Below are 18,959 nucleotides of genomic sequence, written 5' to 3'. Positions count from 1 at the left end.
TTTGATACGAGGGTAGATAGCCGCGGACAGCTCCATTCACGTTAGTCCAGTTTTTCGGCAATCGCCTCGACGCGCGGACGGAATACATTGACGTAACGGTTCACACGCTCACGCATCCAGCCGATCAGCGCCGCGCGGTTTTGTGGGTCGGTCAAAGAGCCCATGATATGCGACTCGCCAATGTTGATCTTGCCGGGTTTCGGTTCTGTCTGACGCGCTTCCGGGCCAAGTTCTTCGAGGATGTCATCGATCTCCGGGAGCATTGCGCGTGCGATCTCGCCGCCGAGACCCGTCCGGGTGCCAGTGAAGAATATGCCGATCTGATTGCTGCTGCGAGCAAGATAAAGGGTGAGCCAATTGTCCTTGATAGTCGTGCCGCCGCGCGGGGCCGGGAGCCAGAAATAAACCGTCTCGTTCGTCTTCGGCTTGGGCGGCTCTTGCGATCGGTCATCCAGCTCAAGCCCGGCAAGCACGTCAGTCCAGAAAGCCAGATTTTCCTCGCCGATGAGCCGCCTGTTTTCGTCGAGCGATTCATCCTGCTCTGCATCCGTCACTGCAGTATCGTCGATGATGCGAGGAGCGCCATCCGGCGAGAAGCCGAACATATACCGGCCGATGATGGTGGTTTTGGCGAGCGTGCGCGGCGTGACAATGCGCTGACCCGCGGGAGTTACGAAGACGGGAAGCTCCACGAGACCGAAGCTGAACTGAAGCGCGCCTGACCCGGTCAGGTACTCCCCTATGGCTTCAACGCCCTCCCGGATGCCATCGCCGACAACAAGAAGGACGCAGCGTCCGTCCCTCAGATTTCGGGTAACGCTGTCTATGAACGTCGCCTGATTAAGGTTTGCGGTGCGCGAGGAAACAAACTCGAATAGCTCGAACTCAGGACCCATACGCCTGGCGCAGGCCCTCTGAAGGTCCTCATAGGACCATCGCTGGAGTTCCTTGGCATAGTCGATTATCTGCCCGACGACCTCGCGCCGCGCCTGCGGATTGTTCCACAGCTTGCATTCGACAAGGACCGGCATTCCGGTCGGGGTAATCATGAAAACGTCGACCGGGCCGGCTCGGGTGGGCAACTCATCACAAACCGGAACCGGGTCTACGCAGGTCGGGTCGATTTCGTTCAGCGGCAGCAAGGCCGGGTGGCCGAGCACGAGCCGCTGGATGAAGGCTTCGTCGTATCCACGCGTCTCGGCGCTTCCTGAACGCTGGACGGGTACGAGCGGCGTGACCGTCCTACCGTCTGAATCCAGCATAACCGGCGATCCATGCTGTCGCATTGTCAGTCCCCGGCAGGGCCGGCCTCCATCCAGTCGTCGAATGTAGAAGTGCGCTGGAAAGCGGGGAAACACACCAATTTGCTCAATGAATCAGGTGTGTTTCCCTATTGTCGCCCCGCCGGCTTTTGTTCTGCCAATCTGGTTCTGAGGCCCCCCTACAGCACCTCAAACAAACCCGCCGCGCCCATGCCGCCGCCGACGCACATGGTGCACACGACGTATTTGGCGCCGCGGCGTTTGCCTTCGATCAGGGCGTGGCCGACCATGCGCGCGCCGCTCATACCATAGGGGTGGCCGATGGATATGGCGCCGCCATTGACGTTGAGGTTTTCATCGGGGATGCCGAGTTTGTCGCGGCAATAGAGCACCTGCACGGCGAACGCCTCGTTGAGCTCCCACAGGCCGATATCGTCCATCTTCAGGCCATTGGCTTTCAGGAGTTTCGGCACGGCGTAGACCGGTCCGATGCCCATCTCGTCCGGGTCCAGGCCCGCCACCGCGATCCCGACATAGCGCCCGAGCGGGGCGAGGCCGCGGCGTTCGGCCTCTTTGGCCTCCATCAGCACCGCCGCCGACGCGCCGTCCGACAGCTGGGAGGCGTTGCCCGCGGTAATGAACTTGCCTTCCTTGACCTGCTGGCCGCCGGCGAAAACCGGGTTCAGGCTCTGCAGGTTTTCAATCGTGGTGCCGGGGCGATTGCCCTCATCCTTCGACAGCGTGACTTCCTGGGCAGAGACAGCGCCCGTGGCTTTGTCCTTGACCAGCATCTGCGTGGTCATCGGCACGATCTCGGCGTCGAAGCGGCCGGCGGCCTGGCCCTCGGCGGTGCGGGTCTGGGACTGGACGGCGTAGGCGTCCTGCGCCTCCCGGCTGACGCTATAGCGCTGGGCCACGATCTCGGCGGTCTCCAGCATGCTCATATAGAGGTCGGGGCGGTGCTCATTGATCCACGGGTCGAACGCCTTGTGGATATTCATGTGCTCGTTCTGGACCAGCGAGATGGATTCCAGCCCGCCGCCCACGGTCACCGTCATGCCGTCGGATATGATCTGCTTGGCGGCGATGGCGATGGCCATCATGCCTGAGGCGCACTGGCGGTCCACGCTCATGCCCGACACCGCGGTGGGCAGGCCGGCGCGGATCGCGGCCTGGCGCGCGATGTTCTGGAAGGTAGAGCCCTGCTGCATGGCCGCGCCGATAACCACATCGTCAATCTCGGCCCGGTCGATCTGCGCGCGCTGCACCGCGTGGCTGATGGCATGGGCGCCCAGCGCCTGGGCCTGGGTGTCGTTGAACGCGCCGCGATAGGCCTTGCCGATCGGGGTGCGGGCGGTGGACACGATGAGGGCTTCACGCATGGGGTCTCTCCCTGGAAATCACGTCGCCGGGCCGGCTGGCCGGACAGCTGATCCCTCATAAACCTTGAGGCCGCGCGATCAAAGCATTCGATGTCAGGGGTTACATTGAGACCGCGCGCCGGTTATGTTGCGCCACACACCATCGTTACGTCCCTCGCGTGATCTTCCGGTCGAAGAGGGGCACAGCTATGTCCGAGGAGCCAGTTCATGACCGGCCCTGCAGATGCGTGCGTCCAGACCGGCGCATATCCCGCCACCCCTGCCCAGGACTATGGCGAAGACCCCACCGCGGTGCGCGAATCCGGCCAGTACCGCAAGGAATACGTCAAAAGCTTCGTCGAGAAATGGGACGAGCTCATAGACTGGGACGCCCGCGCGCAAAGCGAAGGCCAGTTTTTCATCGACCTCCTGCGCGCACGCGGCAAGACCAGCGTGCTTGATGTGGCCACCGGCACCGGATTTCACTCGGTCCAGCTCCTGAAAGCCGGGTTCCAGGTGACCAGCGCCGACGGGTCAGCCGAAATGCTGGGCAAGGCGTTTGAAAACGCCCGCCAGCGCGGCCTTGTGCTGCAAACCGTGCTGGCCGACTGGCGCGCGCTCAACCGCAATATTCTCGGGCGCTATGACGCGGTCATTTGCCTGGGCAATTCCTTCACCCATCTGCATGAGGAAGCCGACCGGCGCCGGGCGCTGGCCGAGTTCTACGCCGCGCTCAAGCATGACGGCATATTGATCATGGACCAGCGCAATTACGACGCCATTCTCGATGTCGGTTTCGACAGCCAGCACAAATACTACTATTGCGGGGACCAGGTGACGGCCGCGCCCGAATTTGTCGACGAGAGCCTGGCGCGCTTCCGCTACGAGTTCCCGGACAACTCGGTCTATCACCTCAACATGTTCCCGCTGCGCAAGAATTACGTGCGTAATCTGATGCTGGAGACCGGCTTTCAGACCGTGCGCACCTATGGCGACTTTCAGGAAACCTACGCCGATCACGATCCCGACTTCTTCATCCATGTGGCGGAGAAGACCTATGCCGGGTGATGCGCGCGCCGCGGCCAGGGCCGCGGTGGAAACGGCCGAGGCCTATTATGACAGCCACGACGCCGACCGCTTCTACGCCATTATCTGGGGCGGCGAGGACATCCATGTCGGCCTGTATGACAGCGATGACGAACCCATCGCGCAGGCCAGCCGCAAGACCGTCGTCCACATGGCCACAAAGCTGGCGGGCCTGAAACCCGGCGCGCGCGTTCTGGACCTTGGCGCGGGCTATGGCGGCGCGGCGCGCCATCTCGCCCGCGAGCATGGCGCCCACGTGACCTGCCTGAACCTGTCGGAGGTCGAAAACGCGCGCAATCGCAGCCTCACGTCCGAGCAGGGGCTGAGCGATCAGATTAGGGTCGATCACGGTGCGTTCGAGGAATTGTCCTATCCCGACGCCAGCTTCGACATTGTGTGGTCCCAGGACGCCTTCCTGCATTCAGCTGACCGAGCCAGGGTCCTGACCGGCGCCGCGCGGGTGCTGAAGCCCGGCGGCGAGATCATCTTCACCGATCCCATGCAAGCTGACACGATCGCCGACCCGGCGGCCCTGAAACCGGTCTATGAGCGCATCCATCTGCCGAACCTCGGCTCCTTCGCCTTCTACCGTGAACAGCTGGACGCGCTGGGTCTGGAGGATGCCGGGACGCAGGACCTGAGCGGCCAGCTGCGCACTCACTATGCCCGCGTGCGCGCCGAACTCACTGCCCGGCGCGGCGAGCTCAAGGGCGCGGTGTCAGACGCCTATGTGGCGCGCATGCTCGACGGCCTCGCCCACTGGGTCAGCGCCGCAGACCAGGGCCAGCTGGCCTGGGGCGTGATCCATTACCGCAAGCCGGGCTAACCCAGCTTGATCCCCGCCTGCGCCGCGGCCTTGGTCAGGAATTTCATGGTCTGCTGGCCGCCCTGCTCATAGGGCTCCTGGCCCTTAGGGTCGGTGATGCGGTCGAGGTTTTTCGCCACCTGCTCGGGCGTCTGGTCAGCCGGGGCCAGGAAAATCCCGTCCGTTTCATAGATGCGGGTGGCGGCGTAGCCGCCTGCGCCGGCGCACAAAATCGTGCGGCTCGGCGCATCCTCGCCCGCCAGCACGATCAGCCCCGCCGTGACGCTTTCGGGCGTCATCAGCTGGCCCGCCTCTTCCGGGATCAGGCCTTGCGTCATGCGGGTGTAGGCGGTGGGCGCCAGCGTGTTGACGCGGATATTATTCTTGGCGCCTTCGAGGTGGAGCACATTCATCAGGCCCACCAGCGCCATCTTGGCCGCGCCATAGTTGGACTGGCCGAAATTGCCGTAAATGCCCGACGACGAGCTGGTCATGACGATGCGGCCATACCCGGCCTCTTTCATCAGATCCCACACCGCCTTGGTGCAGGTGACCGAGCCCATGAGATGCACGTCCACCACGGCGCGGAAATCCTCCAGCGTCATTTTGGAGAAGCTTTTGTCGCGCAAGATGCCGGCGTTATTGACCAGGATGTCGATCCGGCCCCAGCGCGCCTGCGCCGCCGCCACCATGTCGGCGACCTCGTCGGCTTTCGTCACATTGGCGCCGTGGGCGATGGCGTCCCCGCCCGCCGCCTTGATCTCGTCCGCGACGCTCTGCGCTGCGCTGATCGAGCCGCCTGTGCCGTCCAGCGAACCGCCCAGATCGTTGACCACGACTTTCGCGCCGCGCCGCGCCAGCTCCAGCGCATGACTGCGGCCCAGACCCGTGCCTGCGCCCGTGACTATGGCCACCCGGCCATCAAAGCGGATATCGCCCATGAATTCGTCCTCGCCTGCCTGTCAAAAGAGGCGGCATGCGACCCGGTTTGGACGGATATTGCAATGGCGCGCGTCATCTGACGCACCTTTGTCGGGGACTGTGACTAAAACCGGGACGATCAGGCCTGCAGCAGGAAATCGGGCTGGCGCACGCTGTCAAAGGCATAGCGCGCCACGAAAGCACTCATAGACGCCGTCACGAATCCGGCCAGACCGTCGCGATCAGTCAGCACGCCCTTGCGCGCTGTCAGCGCCGGCGCCTCCACGCCCTTCACGCCCACATGGCAACGCCAGTCGTCCAGCACGGCGCTGACGGCATCCTCGAACGTGACCAGCGCATGCACGCACACGCCCAGCGGCGCACCGGCTGCGGCCCGCAAATCCAGCGCCGCCTGCACCCGCATGACGTCAGAGAGCAGCCAAAGCCGCATGCGCCCGCCCTGGGCGCGTACGCCGTGCAAGGCGCGGATCAGGCCCTGGCGCTGCAGCTGGCGCAGCAGGCTGGTGGTGACGGGATGGGACACGGCGCCAGCCATCACTTCGGCGTCGGTGAGCAGGCCGCGTGCGCGCCAGTCGTAGACCAGCACAGCGCCCAGGGCCGCCGGGTTCTTGAGCGCAAAGCGTGATCTGTCCGTGGCGGTCAGCATGGAAACCCTCTCCTTGAACGCATTTACTGAGTATTTTCATTGTATGGATGCATCGCTAGGCCCCCGGCGTTAACAACCGCCCAATTCCCATAGAGGGCGTACAGTTAATGCCGCCGCAACCGCGCCGGTTGACCGGGGCGGATGACGCGCAAGGCAGGGATGGAGGCGGACGCTCTGTCAGAAAATATCAGCTGCCCCGATGTGAGGTGCTGCTAAGCTGCCGCCATCGGGCCGGTAAGGACTCTGCCGCCTGGCCATCGGGCCGTCTGGGCGCGTGCGGCATGACAGCGGCAGAAAACGCGATCTTGTTCAGGGGAGATCACCATGAATGCCCGTCATGTTCTGGCTGCCTGTCTTGGGCTGGCGTTCGCGGCCGCTCCCGCCGCAGCTCAAGGCTCGGACGCCTGCGAGACCGGCTCCATGGCGTATGAATGCCTGCGCGCTGAGTCCTACTGGGCGGCGCAATGGGCTGTGCAGACCGCAGCCGGCGATGCTTTGTCCCAAGTGAGCGCGCGGTTCGCCAGCGGCGAAGATGCGCTGGCGCAGATCGTTTCCGAGCGCGAGGACATCGTGAACCGCCTGCGCGCCTTCGAGCGTCATCTCTACGACGCGCTGGGGGAAACCAATGAAGACTTGCGCGCCGCCCGCACGCAGAGCTTCCGGGCCGAGATCACGCGCCTTCAAGGGCTCGCCGCCGGCATCGACGCGCGCCTGGCCGCGGACTTTCCAGGCTACGCCGAGCTGACAAACCCCCAGCCCCTGTCGGTCGAGCAGACCCAGGCCATGTTGCGTGCGGACGAGGCAATGGTGGTTCTGCTGGTGGGAGACAGCGCCAGCCTTGTCTATTTCATCGACCGCGGCTCGGTCGACTGGGCCGAGATTGACGTCACCGCGGCGGATCTCGCCGCCGAGGTCAGCGCCCTGCGGGCCGGGCTGGACCCCGTCGCCGCCGAGGATGGCCGCGCGCCCTGGAACGCGGTGGATGTCGCGGCCGCTGAGAGCCGGCCCCTGATCTTTGACCGGACGCGGGCCTATGCGCTCTATCTGATGCTGTTCTCGCCGTTTGAAACGCGCATGGAGCGCCTGAACCATATTTACATCGTCCCGTCGGGCGCCCTGACCGGCATCCCCCTGGGCGTGCTGGTGACACAGCCGCCGCAAGGCGATGACGCCGATGCGGACGCCTTGCGCAGCACCGCCTGGATGGCCCGGCGCTATGCGATGACTGTCCTGCCCGCGCCGTCATCCCTGCGTGCGCTGGCCCGCTTCGGGCCAAGCCGGGCGCAGCGCGCCTTCTTCGGCGTCGGCGATCCGTGCATCGGCGCCCTCGCCGGGCAATGCGACCACGCCGCGGCGCCGGCGCCCGCGGGCGGCGGCGATCGAGGCGCGGGCGAAGAATTTACCGGGTTTCGCGCCGCAGCGGCGTCGCGCGGCGCCGGTTTTCTGGCCAATCCCGATGATGTGCGCCGTCTGACCGCCCTGCCCGAAACCGGACCGGAGCTGTTCGCCCTGGCCCGCGCCCTGGGCGGGTCGCGCGCCGATGATATTCGGGTGCGTGATCGCGCCACCGAAACCGGTCTCAAGAATGATCCCACCCTGTCGGACCGGCGCGTGATCGCGTTCGCCACCCACGGCCTGATCGCGGACGAGATCCCCACCCTGGCCGAGCCCGCCCTGGTGCTGACGCCGCCCGGCGAGGCGACGGCGGAGGATGACGGCCTGCTGACCGCGTCCGAGATCGCCCGCGATCTGCGTCTCGATGCGGACTGGGTCATCCTGTCGGCCTGCAACACCGCCGCGCCGGACGGGGTGGGCGCCGAGAGCCTGTCCGGCCTGGCCCGCGCCTTCTTTTACGCCGGCGCGCGGTCCCTGCTGGTGTCCCACTGGGTGGTGCGCGATGACGCGGCCCGCCTGATCACGACACGCGCCATCAGCGCCTTGCAGGACGAGCCCGGGATCGGGCGCGCCGAAGCTCTGCGCCGGTCGCTGACCGTCATGATGGACGATCCCGCCTACGCCCACCCGTCCATCTGGGCCCCCTTCGTGCTGGTCGGTGAAAACCGGCCCGTTCAGTGACGGAGGCCGCGATGCGCGCGTTAGTCCTGCCCGCCCTGATCCTGCTCGCCGCAGCCCTGCCGCTCGCTTCCGGCGGCGCTTCTGCTCAGACCAAGCCGCAGCCGCAGGCCCGGCCCGAGGCGCCGGCGCACGCAGGCAGCATGCAGGAGGCTGCACGGCTCCACAGCCAGGGCGTCCAGGCCTTTCAATCGGGCGATTACGCCGCCGCCGCCGCCTGGTTCGGCCGAGCCCTGCCGCTTTACGAGGCGGCCCGGCCCGCAGGTCATTCCGACATCATCATGGCGTTGAACAATCTCGCTCTGGCGGATTTTCACCAGGGCCGGCATGCGCAGGCCGAGGCCGTGCACAGGCGCGCTCTGGCGATGCGTGAGGCGGCCTTGCCGGCGGGTCATCCCGACATCGCCGCCTCATTGACCAATCTGGCTTTGGCGGTGGGCGCGCAAGGCCGCCATGCGGAGGCCGAATCCCTGAACCTGCGCGCCCTGGCGATCCAGGAAGCGGCCCTGCCCGCAGGCCATCCCGACATGGATGCATCGCTGAACAATCTGGCCGCGTCAGCGTTCGCTCAGGGCCAGTTTGCTCAAGCCGAAGCCATGCTGCGCCGCGCCCTGGCGGCGCGGGAGGCCGCCTTGCCGGCGGACCACCGCGACCTCGCGCCCTTGCTGAACAGCCTCGCCGTCGTCGTCCTGGCTGAAGGCCGGTATGCGCAGGCCGAGGCGCTGCACCAACGCGCCCTGGCCATCCAGGAGGCGGCCCTGCCCGCAAACCATCCCGACATCGCCATGTCACTGAACAATCTGGCCCTGGTGATGTACGCCCAGGGGCGGCACGCGGAGGCCGAACCCCTGCATGGGCGCGCCCTGGCCATCCATGAAGCGGCCCTGCCCGCAGGCCATCCCTCGATCGCCACATCGCTGGACAATCTGGCTGGCGCGATCCTCGCCCAGGGCCGGCATGCGGACGCCGCACGCCTGTTCCAGCGCGCCCTGACGATGCGTGAGGCCAGCCTGCCCGCCGGACATCCTGACATCGCCCGATCGATGAATAATCTGGCCATTTCTGTCCAGAGCCAGGGCGGGTACGCCGACGCCGAAGCCTTGCACCACCGCGTGCTGACCATGCGCGAGGCGGCGTTGCCCGATGGTCATCCCGACATCGCCCAGTCGTTGAAAAACCTGGGCGTGGTGATCCGGGATCAAGGCCGGCACGCAGACTCCGAGGACCTGTTCGTTCAGGCTTTGGCGATCTACCAGACGGCGCTGCCTGCCGGTCACAACCATCTCGATCAAACCACCCGCGCCCTCGCCGGCCTCTATCTGGACCCCCTCTCCCGCCCCGCGGACGCACTGACCCAGGCCCGCGCGGGCAGCGCCAATGTGCTGGTGCGGGTGGAGCGCCTGCGCGCCGACGCCGCGACCCGCGACCTCGCCCAGGCCGAGGTGCGCGGCGCCCAATCGGGATTCATCCTGCACGCGCTGGCCGCCCGGCGCGCGGCGATGGCAGGCGAAGCGCGCTGAGACCTGCGCGCCGCGCGCCTCCTGTATGCAGCATCAAAGCGAACCTGATGCCCGCACACCGATCCTGTAGCCTCTCCCGCCGCCGCCCCGAACCCGCCAGGGTTCGCACCCGGCTACGCCGGAGCGACGCCCCGGCTTCGCCGAGGCGAGAGCGCGACAGCGCGCCCGCAGCGTGAGCGAGGATCGACTGAGCGGAGCGAAGGAGAACAAGAAAAAATGGCGCGCCCGAAAGGATTCGAACCTCTGACCCCCAGATTCGTAGTCTGTGTGCATGGGTTTCCCCAAGATTCCTGCTGATGCACTGACGTATATTTTTCTGATAGTTAGATAACATATTTGGCTACAGGGATTCCCTGACATGTCGGTCTTGTGGTAGCTCAGTGGTAGCTCGAACGCAAAAGCTACCGGAGAAACTATGGCCAGGCTCACAAAGCGCATCGTGGATTCCGCCAAGCCAGGAGATACGGTCTGGGACGACGGCATTCCGCGGTTTGGCCTTCGGGTCTCCGCAAAAGGCGTCCGGACCTATGTACTCAAATACCGGCTTCATGGCCGCCAGCGCTGGTTCACCATTGGTCGCCACGGCGCGCCCGCGACCAGCGCATTGGATGGCGGTGTATGGACACCGGAACGCGCGCGCAAGGAAGCCCTTCGCCTCCTCGGACGCATAGAGGCAGGCGAAGACCCCGCCGCTGCCAAGGCCGAAGACCGGCGCGCAGAGACGCTGGAGACATTCGCTGCGCGCTATCTGAGTGACCATGTTGAGCCCCACAACAAGCCTCGGACTATCGAGGAAACTCGCCGGAACCTTCGCAATCACGTATTGCCGCGTCTGGGAGATAATGGCCGCAAGCGCCTCAAAGACATCACCCGCGATGACGTGATCCGCTTTCATCTGGCTATGAAGGAATCACCCTACGCCGCCAACCGCTGCCTTGCGCTCGTCTCGCACATGCTGTCCAAGGCTGAAGACTGGGGTGTCCTACCCGGCGGCTCGACGATCTGCCGACGCATACGCAAATTCCGCGAGGACAAGCGCCGACGTTTCCTGTCACCTGCAGAGTTGGCCCGCCTCGGCGATGCGCTGCGCGTCGCTGAAGAGAACGGTGTCAGCCCCAATGCGCTCGCCATCATCCGGCTCTTGACACTCACGGGAGCCCGGAGAAGCGAGATCGAACAGCTGCGCTGGTCAGAGGTCAATCTGGAACGCGGCATTCTGGAGCTTGAGGATTCCAAGACTGGCGCGAAAGCCATCCCGCTCGCCCCGCCCGCCATTGAGGTTCTTTTGGGCCATCCCCGCCTGCAATCAAGCCCCTACGTGTTCCCTGCTGCATCGGGCGAGCGTCACTTTCAGGGTCTGATGAAAATCTGGCTTGATATCCGGCGCACCGCCGGGCTCCACGATGTTCGACTGCACGATCTGCGTCACAGCTTTGCGAGCTTTGGCGCCAGCAGCGGGCTTGGGCTACCGATAATTGGCAAGATCCTCGGCCACGCCACGCCTGCGACTGACCCAGCCCCCTGAATTCCGGCCATTGAATGGTAGAGTCCATCGAGGAGAGGATGGACCATGCGAAAGAGCCGTTATTCGGAAGAGCAGATTATCGGCATGCTGCGCGAGCACGACGCCGGTGTGAGCACGAAGGAGGTCTGCCGCAAGTACGGCATCTCCGACGCAACCTTTTACAAATACAAGGCCAAGTTCGGCGGGATGTCGGTGTCCGATGCCCAGCGTCTGAAGGTGCTGGAGCTGGAGAACAGCCGGCTGAAGCGGCTTCTGGCCGATGCCATGCTGGACAATGCAGCACTGAAGGACATCGCAGCAAAAAACTTCTGACGCCCGACGTTAAGCGCCAGGCCGTGCACCACATGGTGACCCGGCACGGTCTGAGCGAACGTCGGGCCTGCGCCCTTGCAGAGCTGGACCGATCGACCTTCCAGTATCAGAAGCGCTCAAGCGACGATGACGTCTTGCGCACGCGCCTGCGAGATATCGCCGGCGAGCGTCGCCGGTTCGGCTATCGCCGGCTGGGCATACTGCTCGAGCGCGAGGGCCTTTATGCGAACCACAAGAAGATCTACCGGCTCTACCGAGAGGAAGGGCTGGCGGTCCGGCGGCGGCGTGGCCGCAAGCGGGCCGTGGGAACCCGGCGCCCGATCCTGTTGCCCGTGGCGGCGAACCATCGCTGGAGCCTGGACTTCGTCTCTGACGCGCTGTCAGACGGGCGGCGCTTCCGGACGCTATGCGTGGTCGACGACTTTACGCGGGAGGCCTTGGCCGTCGTGGTCGATACCTCGCTGTCTGGGATGCGCGTGGCCCGTGAGCTTGATCGTCTGATCGAGMARCGAGGAAMGCCGCGCATGATCGTKAGCGACAACGGCACCGAACTGACCAGTCACGCGCTTCTGCGCTGGCAGAAAGAGAGCGGCGTGGAATGGCACTATATCGCACCTGGAAAGCCTACCCAGAAYGCCTTCGTGGAGAGCTTCAACGGTCGGTTCCGCGATGAGTGCCTGAACGAGCACCTGTTCTCGTCGCTRCAYGAAGCRCGCGGCCTGATCGAGGCGTGGAGGATCGACTACAACACCCAGCGTCCGCACACCGCGCTTGGTGGGCTTGCGCCCTGTGTCTACGCCGAGCGAACCCGTCACCCCCGGCCCGGCTCGCTTGAGCTACGCGCAAGCTCCGCTCACCGGGCCTTGACCAACCACATCAACCCAGAAAGAAAGGCGAACAGACTCTACTAACTCACGGCCCGGATCAGGGGGCTGGGTCAGCGGCAAGCGAGATAAGGTCACCGCCACGGTCTCCGGTCGCAAAGTCCGCCCAACGCCCGGTCTGCAGGTTGATCTTGAAACTGCCCGGTTTGCGGTCTTGCCGTCTGGGGTTTCGCGCTACCCATTCGAGCCCCTCACGCCTGCCATCCAGCGCCAGCAACACTGCGACCGTCTCAGCTTGCACCAGCGCGGCGGCATTCACGCGAGCGAAATCGATGCGCCTGCCAGGTTTTTGTTGACCCGCGCTCATGACGCAGCTGCTACATCGGACGTGGAGTAGCGCTTGCGGCTGGCTATCCAGGTATCGAGATCAGCCGGATCATAAAGCACGCGGCGGCCTAGCCGCACATAGCGCGGCCCCTCACCGGTGAGGCGAAGCTTTGCCAGCGTTGATACGGAAAGACCGAGATAGCTCGCTGTCTCGTGGGAGTTCTTGAGTGGTGTAGGCATACGCCTTGCTCCTTGTATTGGCCCGGATATGCACCGGGGATCACAAGGGCAGACCTGCCAGATGAAATCGGACAGTAAGAGTTACGTGTCCGTTTTTCTTCTTGCTTGAAACGCTTGTTTGGGCAAACGCCCCTGGACGATCATGCGATCAAGGGATCGGGACACGCGCTTCTGGAAGGCACCATCGACGGGACCAGTCCGGCCATCCATGCGCGCGGCCTTTTGCGCAACAGCGGACTTCATCACCCGCTGCGCCTCAGACCGTCCGATGAGTTCTTGCGCGGCGTTCAGTACACACTTATCGAACTGGGCCAGGCTCGCAGCTTCATCTTCCTTCGGCCCCTTTTTCCGGCCTCCGCGCGATTGCTGAAACTGACCCCATTCCCGCTCGGCAAGCTCAGAAAGCTTCCCATAGATGCCAAGGCGATGCGCCTGCACCTCGCGCGCCATGGACGCCCATTTGAGCCCGTCCAGCGCAGCCATGACCATCCGCGCCTCATCTCGTCGTTCATCAAGGGCGAGCTGTGTGGCGCCAATTCTTAGGGCTGTTTCTATTGCGATAAACGCCTCTTCGAAGTGCTCCCGCGCAGCGCGCAGCCCCCGTTTGGCTTCCGAAGCCGTCAGACGGTAAGGTGACGGTGTCCAGAGCGCTTCCGCGCCGATTTTCGGTTTGGCTATCCGGTCATCACGGACACTGGCATCAAGCTTGGTTCGTTCCTCGTCTTCATCTTCCGAGATGTACGGCCATCTTTCTAACGGATCCATAGGCCGCGATTCATCTAGAAAAATCGGCACCCGGAAGACGTGCTGATCGCCGGACCTTTCACAAATGGCGAGAAACTCTCGGTCTTTTAGCCGAACGGGCTCAAACCTGTCTGTGTCCCAAAATTCACCCGCTATCGAGGCGCCCGCTACAATCCTGACACTAGGAGGAGCAAGTATTTCATCAACTGCAAAATGGGCTTCTGGCTCTTCTGCGCTACGGTACTCAATTGGCCAATGCCTCCAGCCATCCGGAAGAGGCAGGTTCACCGTTAGAGCCTGAAATTCAGCGTGAAAAGCAACAATCAAACCTGATGGACAGATGGTCTGCTCCCATGGGTGCGCCTGCTTGGTCGAAGCAAACACCTCCCAGTCTCCTTCGGGAAGCACCACCAAGGCTTCGGTTGTCTCGTCATTGTACAAAAGTACCGGCTCGGGCCAGAGCTGCAAAACGCCGCCTCCTAATTTCCCAGCTCGTTCTCGTTCGTAAACTCATAAGCTGAGAACATCAAATTCACTGCGCCTCCCTTCATTTGGGCACCCTTCACCCAGCATTCCCAGCGTTCCCGACATCTTGGCTTCGAAGCCCTGAGGGCGACTAAGCCTGTGGCGATTCCAGACCTTATTTGCCCTTATTTTATTCCGTTTCGAGGCCGGTTTGCAGTCGGCCAGCGTTTCTATGCGGCCCAGCAGAAGCATGACGGCACCCTCCTACCCACGTGGGAGGCTCATCGGTGACTACGAAACGTGCGAGGTCGTTCCTCAATGTCTTTTGTGCCGCCCTAAATGAGACGTCGCAATAATCTTGAAACCTAAAAAGCCGTCACCGACTCACCCAGTCCGTTGGACAAAATTCCATTTTTTGGTGGTGCCCCCTCGAAAAGGGTGGGGGGGGCAATTGAGCCTTGGGTATGCCTGCTTACCCTACAACAAATCAATGCGTGGTAGCTTAGTGGTAGCTTGGAGAGCTTTGCGCCCGACTCCAATCCACCTAACACTTTGAAAAAAAATGGCGCACCTCCAGGGAAATCATTCGAACGGTTTGTTCGAAGTGCTTTCTCAATGGAATCAGTTGCTTAAGTTTCTCGATTTCCCTGCGAATGACGCAAAACGCGTCAAACGCAGGGGGAAGCGATGAGCAAGAAGCTTCCTCCCTTCTCACTCCGGCTGACCTTTGAAGAGCGCGCTCGCCTGGAAGAATTGGCGGGCGACATGCCTCTTGGCTCCTACATCAAAGACCGCGTGTTCAATGAAGACGGGACAGCCACGCGGCGCGCGCGCAAGCGGCTGCGCCGTCCGGTAAAGGACAAGCAGAGCCTCGCAAAACTGCTCGGCATGCTTGGGCAATCGCGCATTGCCAACAACCTCAATCAACTCGCCAAAGCCGCCAACATCGGGACGCTGCCCGTCACGCCTGAGACGGAGCGCGATATTCGCCGCGCCTGCGCCGAAGTGCAGCTCATGCGCATGGAGCTTCTGCGTGCGCTGGGCCAGCGCTCGGATATGGAGCTGTCATGATCCTGAAAGGCTCTCAACGCGGCGGCGCAAAACAGCTCGCTCTTCACCTGATGAAGACCGAAGAGAACGAGCACGTCGAAATCCACGAAGTCAGGGGCTTTCTCGCCGATGACGTGCTCGGGGCGCTGCGCGAGGCGGAAGCCATTTCGCAAGGCACAAAATGCAGGCAGTTCCTGTTTTCGGTATCGCTCAATCCGCCCCAGACCGAAACCGTCTCGGTCAAGACATTTGAAAATGCTCTCGCCTCCATCGAAGAGCGCACCGGTCTCTCCGGCCAGCCGCGCATTGTCGTCTTCCATGAAAAGGAAGGGCGGCGGCATTGCCATGCCGTTTGGAGCCGGATCGATCCTGAGACCATGACGGCCAAGCCGCTCCCCTACTTCAAAAACAAGCTTCAAGAGGTCTCCCGCCAGCAATATCTGGAGAACGGTTGGCGGATGCCGCCTGGGCTGATCGATAAGAGAAATCGCGACCCGCGCAATTTCACGCTCGCCGAATGGCAACAGGCCAAGCGGGCCGGTCGCAATGCCGGTGAGATCAAATCCCTGATCCAGGAAGCCTGGTCCATTTCCGATTCCAAAGGCTCCTTCGCCCATGCGCTCAAGGAGCGCGGCTTCTATCTCGCCAAGGGCGATCGACGCGGCCATATCGCGATGTCCTTCGATGGTGAGCCCTTCTCGGTTCCGCGCATGCTCGGCCAGAAGACAAGGGACGTTCGCGCGCGCCTGGGCGATCCGAAGGACCTGCCATCCATCGAGGATGCCCGGAAACATATGGCCTCTGACTACCTGCCGAAGATCCAAAAATACGTCGGAGACATCCGGCAAAAGGCAAAGGCCCATATTAACAAGATCGAAGCCGACCGGCGTCGGCTTCAGGCTGAACATGCCACCGAGCGCAAACGGATTGATGACGGCATCCGTAAGAGAAGCGAGCGCGAGCAACGCGAACGCGCGGAGCGCTTCCGCAAAGGAATGCTCGGTCTATGGGACCGCTTGAGCGGGAAGCACAAGGCGCTCGAAAAGCAAAACCAGATGGAAGCCCTGTGGGCGCTGGAACGGGACCGGCGGCAACGCGATGCCATGGTGGCGGCGCAGCTCCAGGAGCGGCGCGGCCTTCAGGAGCGATTGAAAGCTGCGCGGGAGCGCCGCGACACTCTCTTGCTCAAGCTCTACCGTGATTATGCGAACTATCGGGACATGAAGCGCGGCGCGCCTCCGTCCCGCCCTGCTGCGCAGCGCGAGCAAACCCAGGCACAGCCCAAACCAATCCAGAAATCGGCGGCGCGAAATACGCTGGACCGCAAGCAGGAGGCCCTCAAACAGCAATTCCGGCAAAACGCGCAAAATGTCGCCTTGCCCGCTGAGCCTCCAAAGCCAGCTGTCGCTACCGGCCCGGTGAAGGCGCCTTCAAAACCATCAACTCGAGACCGGTTGAACCGGCTGAGACGTGGTGATCACAATCGATCAGACGGGCCTGATCTGGAGCGCTGATCCGTTGTTTACCGATCGCGTGTTTCACCGCGTGAGCAATCCTCCATCCCTGTAACCGTCCCGCCACCGGATGCCTTTCCTTGGGCAGCGTGGTCGGGGGAGCCAGAAAGGCTCCGATGGGCGGGGCCTCCAGAGACATGGAGGATAAAATGCTTCACTCGACACACTTCGATCTATCAAACAAGACCTTGAGCGAACTCCAGGCTTTGCTGGTCAAAGCGTTCAACACGGCGGCCTCAGCCGCACCGGCCTCGCGGCAAGCCCGCGATGCGGAGGTTTTGAAGGCCGCCATCCGCCGCGAGCTGGCATCACGTCAGCCAGGCTTTTAGGTCAGCGCGCAAGGCGGGCTCTCATGGGCTCGCCTTGAATGTAGCGGCCAAAAAAGCGGACATTTTCCCGGACACAAAAATTCTTCCAATCGCGTCAAAGCGATGATATTATTGAATTTATGAGCGATGAAAAATCGACAGAAAAAGCGGACAAAAAAGCGGTCACAGATCGCGGCGAAACTCCATCAGCAATGGAGCCGATGCTGCCGAGTGAAAGCAGCAAAGCCTATGAAGAGATAACAGATTTAGCACTCGCGCTCACCAAGCACTCAACGGATTTGCGCAGCCGGTTGCCGAAAGGCGTTGTTGAAGCGCTGGCCGATCTCGTACGCGCCATGAATTGCTATTATAGCAATCTGATTGAGGGGCACGATACACATCCCGTCGATATCGAACGCGCTTTGCGCGACGACTACAGCAGCGATCCGAAAAAACGCGACCTGCAAAAGGAAGCGCGCACACATATCGAGGTGCAGGCTTGGATCGATGCGGGCGGGTTAGCCGAACATCCGACGCTGAGCGAGGCTGCGCTCGACATTCATAAGCGATTTTGTGAGCGCCTGCCGGAGGATTTGCTCTGGGTCGAAAACCCTGAGACCGAGGAACGCATTCGCATAATCCCCGGCGAACTCCGGAATCGAGACGTTCGAGTTGGACAGCACATTGCCATTAGCCCTGGCGCTGTGCCGCGATTTTTGGATCGCTTTGATCAAGCGTACTCGAAGCTGGGGCAGACGAAGCGGATTATGTCTGCCGCTGCATCACACCACAGACTGTTGTGGCTTCACCCATTTCTTGATGGAAACGGACGTGTAGCGCGCCTGTTGTCTTACGGAATTCTACGCGATGCGCTGGATACAGGCGGAATATGGTCGGTCGCGCGCGGGCTGGCGCGCAATGAGGCGGACTACAAACGCCAACTGAGCGCGGGAGACTCACCGAGACGCGGCGATAGAGACGGGCGCGGAAACCTGAGCGAAGCCGCGCTCGCTGAGTTCGTGAAATTCTTCCTCGTGACCTGCATCGATCAAGTTCAATTTATGCAAAGCCTCGTCGAGCCGGAGAAGCTTCGAGAGCGGATTATCGACTGGGTAAACCGCCAAAAAGACCTCCCACCAAGGTCTGATCTTGTGCTGGAAGCCATATTGTATCGCGGCGAACTCCCGCGTGCTGACGTGGGGAAATTGTTGCAAGCGACAGATCGTACGGCCCGCCGCGTTACGTCATCCTTGGTAGAAAAAGGCGTTCTGACATCGGCCAGCCCAAAAGCACCGTTCAAGCTCGCCTTTCCTGCGGCTCTCGCTCACGAATGGATGCCAGGACTTTTCCCCGAAAAGAAAGACTGATCCATTAGAGAAAAGCGTCGATCTCAAAAGATCTCGCCTGAACGCTTAAGGGGATATACCCAGCCCCTCAAAGGGGCTGGGCGATCCAGGTGCGGCCCATGATCTCGATTTCGGTGATATCTCCGCCAAGGACCATGTCCCGCGCGAAGGCTTCGGTGTCGAAGTAGGTGCGGAGGTTCTCAGGGATTTCGTTCAGGAGCCCGGTATCCTCGATATAGCTCTCGGCATATTCGAGCGGCGTGCCTTCGAAGAGGTAGACATCATCGAGATGGCCAAGAACCTCATCGGCGGTGCAGCTGAGATGTTCGGCGAGATAGATCGCCTTGACGGCATCGTCTTCGTCGAGGTCCTCAAACTCCTCGAACCAGAGTTTAAGGTTGGCCTGATTGACGCCGATCGCTGAGAAAAGCGCACAGTTCTCGCCGTCAATAAATTGGATTTCGTATTCCTCGACCGGATCGCCGTAGCGGTTGCGGTGCGATGCGGATTTTTCGAGATAGTCTTCATAGGTGCTGAAATAGAACCCAGCGGCTGAAATGTCGTAAGGTGTGGCGTGATAAATGTTGGTCATGTGTTCCTCCTTTGCTT

18 protein-coding genes are annotated in these 18,959 nt (G+C 62.4%); 10 read left to right on the top strand and 8 right to left on the bottom strand.

All coding sequences use genetic code 11. From position 1 onward, the window contains the following. Nucleotides 1-41 precede the first annotated feature (41 nt). Both L2D01_05495 and L2D01_05490 read right to left on the bottom strand, forming a co-directional pair. Nucleotides 42-1,262: a hypothetical protein gene (locus L2D01_05495; GenBank protein WBQ11237.1), complete on the bottom strand. Its 1,221-nt coding sequence runs from the start codon at nucleotides 1,260-1,262 to the stop codon at nucleotides 42-44. A 179-nt stretch (nucleotides 1,263-1,441) separates the two neighbouring features. After that, nucleotides 1,442-2,644 carry an acetyl-CoA C-acyltransferase gene (locus L2D01_05490; protein WBQ11236.1) on the bottom strand — a complete coding sequence of 401 codons (1,203 nt, stop codon included), beginning with the start codon at nucleotides 2,642-2,644 and terminating at the stop codon, nucleotides 1,442-1,444. A gap of 207 nt (nucleotides 2,645-2,851) precedes the next feature. Here L2D01_05490 and L2D01_05485 point away from each other — a divergent pair, with 207 nt between their 5' ends. Beyond that, entirely contained in the window at nucleotides 2,852-3,691 is an 840-nt protein-coding gene (locus tag L2D01_05485; GenBank protein ID WBQ11235.1) for a class I SAM-dependent methyltransferase, read from the top strand. Next, nucleotides 3,681-4,535, top strand: a complete 855-nt coding sequence (locus tag L2D01_05480) for a methyltransferase domain-containing protein (protein WBQ11234.1) — start codon at nucleotides 3,681-3,683, stop codon at nucleotides 4,533-4,535. Before L2D01_05485 ends, L2D01_05480 begins: the two co-directional genes overlap by 11 nt. Here the strand turns inward: L2D01_05480 and L2D01_05475 are convergent. Together L2D01_05475 and L2D01_05470 are read right to left on the bottom strand one after the other, a co-directional pair. Further along, complete coding sequence (locus tag L2D01_05475) at nucleotides 4,532-5,455, bottom strand: SDR family NAD(P)-dependent oxidoreductase (protein WBQ11233.1); 924 nt, start codon at nucleotides 5,453-5,455, stop codon at nucleotides 4,532-4,534. The two genes, L2D01_05480 and L2D01_05475, sit on opposite strands and share 4 nt — an antisense overlap. Nucleotides 5,456-5,574: 119 nt before the next feature. After that, nucleotides 5,575-6,102, bottom strand: coding sequence for a hypothetical protein (locus L2D01_05470; GenBank protein ID WBQ11232.1), 528 nt, complete (start codon nucleotides 6,100-6,102; stop codon nucleotides 5,575-5,577). A gap of 324 nt (nucleotides 6,103-6,426) precedes the next feature. Here L2D01_05470 and L2D01_05465 point away from each other — a divergent pair, with 324 nt between their 5' ends. The 4 genes from L2D01_05465 (at nucleotide 6,427) to L2D01_05450 (ending at nucleotide 12,443) form a co-directional block, all read left to right on the top strand. Further along, on the top strand, nucleotides 6,427-8,178 hold the full coding sequence (locus tag L2D01_05465) for a CHAT domain-containing protein (protein WBQ11231.1): 1,752 nt from the start codon (nucleotides 6,427-6,429) through the stop codon (nucleotides 8,176-8,178). Nucleotides 8,179-8,189: 11 nt separating this feature from the next. Continuing rightward, nucleotides 8,190-9,695: a tetratricopeptide repeat protein gene (locus L2D01_05460; GenBank protein WBQ11230.1), complete on the top strand. Its 1,506-nt coding sequence runs from the start codon at nucleotides 8,190-8,192 to the stop codon at nucleotides 9,693-9,695. A 415-nt stretch (nucleotides 9,696-10,110) separates the two neighbouring features. Next, entirely contained in the window at nucleotides 10,111-11,220 is a 1,110-nt protein-coding gene (locus L2D01_05455) for a site-specific integrase (GenBank protein WBQ11229.1), read from the top strand. A gap of 45 nt (nucleotides 11,221-11,265) precedes the next feature. After that, nucleotides 11,266-12,443 (top strand): IS3 family transposase gene (locus L2D01_05450; GenBank protein WBQ11228.1). Its coding sequence is split into 2 segments (ribosomal slippage): nucleotides 11,266-11,515 and nucleotides 11,515-12,443, totalling 1,179 coding nucleotides; the frame shifts between segments, so codons are not numbered across the junction. 13 nt (nucleotides 12,444-12,456) lie between these two features. Here L2D01_05450 and L2D01_05445 read toward each other — a convergent pair. The 3 genes from L2D01_05445 to L2D01_05435 form a co-directional block, all read right to left on the bottom strand. Beyond that, nucleotides 12,457-12,723: a hypothetical protein gene (locus L2D01_05445; protein WBQ11227.1), complete on the bottom strand. Its 267-nt coding sequence runs from the start codon at nucleotides 12,721-12,723 to the stop codon at nucleotides 12,457-12,459. Then, the gene (locus L2D01_05440) at nucleotides 12,720-12,923 is read right to left on the bottom strand and encodes a helix-turn-helix domain-containing protein (protein ID WBQ11226.1); all 204 of its coding nucleotides are present in this window, start codon (nucleotides 12,921-12,923) and stop codon (nucleotides 12,720-12,722) included. Before L2D01_05440 ends, L2D01_05445 begins: the two co-directional genes overlap by 4 nt. Nucleotides 12,924-13,004: 81 nt before the next feature. Continuing rightward, entirely contained in the window at nucleotides 13,005-14,135 is a 1,131-nt protein-coding gene (locus L2D01_05435) for a hypothetical protein (GenBank protein ID WBQ11225.1), read from the bottom strand. Nucleotides 14,136-14,819: 684 nt separating this feature from the next. Between L2D01_05435 and L2D01_05430 the strand changes: the two genes are divergently transcribed. The 4 genes from L2D01_05430 (at nucleotide 14,820) to L2D01_05415 (ending at nucleotide 18,371) form a co-directional block, all read left to right on the top strand. After that, complete coding sequence (locus L2D01_05430; GenBank protein ID WBQ11224.1) at nucleotides 14,820-15,203, top strand: MobC family plasmid mobilization relaxosome protein; 384 nt, start codon at nucleotides 14,820-14,822, stop codon at nucleotides 15,201-15,203. Further along, nucleotides 15,200-16,696 (top strand): relaxase/mobilization nuclease domain-containing protein, encoded by a 1,497-nt coding sequence (locus L2D01_05425; GenBank protein WBQ11223.1) that lies wholly within the window; start codon nucleotides 15,200-15,202, stop codon nucleotides 16,694-16,696. Before L2D01_05430 ends, L2D01_05425 begins: the two co-directional genes overlap by 4 nt. A gap of 137 nt (nucleotides 16,697-16,833) precedes the next feature. After that, nucleotides 16,834-17,025, top strand: coding sequence for a hypothetical protein (locus L2D01_05420; GenBank protein ID WBQ11222.1), 192 nt, complete (start codon nucleotides 16,834-16,836; stop codon nucleotides 17,023-17,025). A gap of 119 nt (nucleotides 17,026-17,144) precedes the next feature. After that, nucleotides 17,145-18,371, top strand: coding sequence for a Fic family protein (locus tag L2D01_05415; protein ID WBQ11221.1), 1,227 nt, complete (start codon nucleotides 17,145-17,147; stop codon nucleotides 18,369-18,371). A 67-nt stretch (nucleotides 18,372-18,438) separates the two neighbouring features. Here the strand turns inward: L2D01_05415 and L2D01_05410 are convergent, their stop codons facing one another. Next, nucleotides 18,439-18,942: an antirestriction protein ArdA gene (locus L2D01_05410; GenBank protein WBQ11220.1), complete on the bottom strand. Its 504-nt coding sequence runs from the start codon at nucleotides 18,940-18,942 to the stop codon at nucleotides 18,439-18,441. Between the last annotated feature and the right edge of the window lie 17 nt (nucleotides 18,943-18,959).

Source organism: Hyphomonadaceae bacterium ML37 (assembly GCA_027627685.1).
Lineage (GTDB): Bacteria > Pseudomonadota > Alphaproteobacteria > Caulobacterales > Maricaulaceae > Oceanicaulis.
This window is presented reverse-complemented; position numbering and strand designations above follow the sequence as displayed.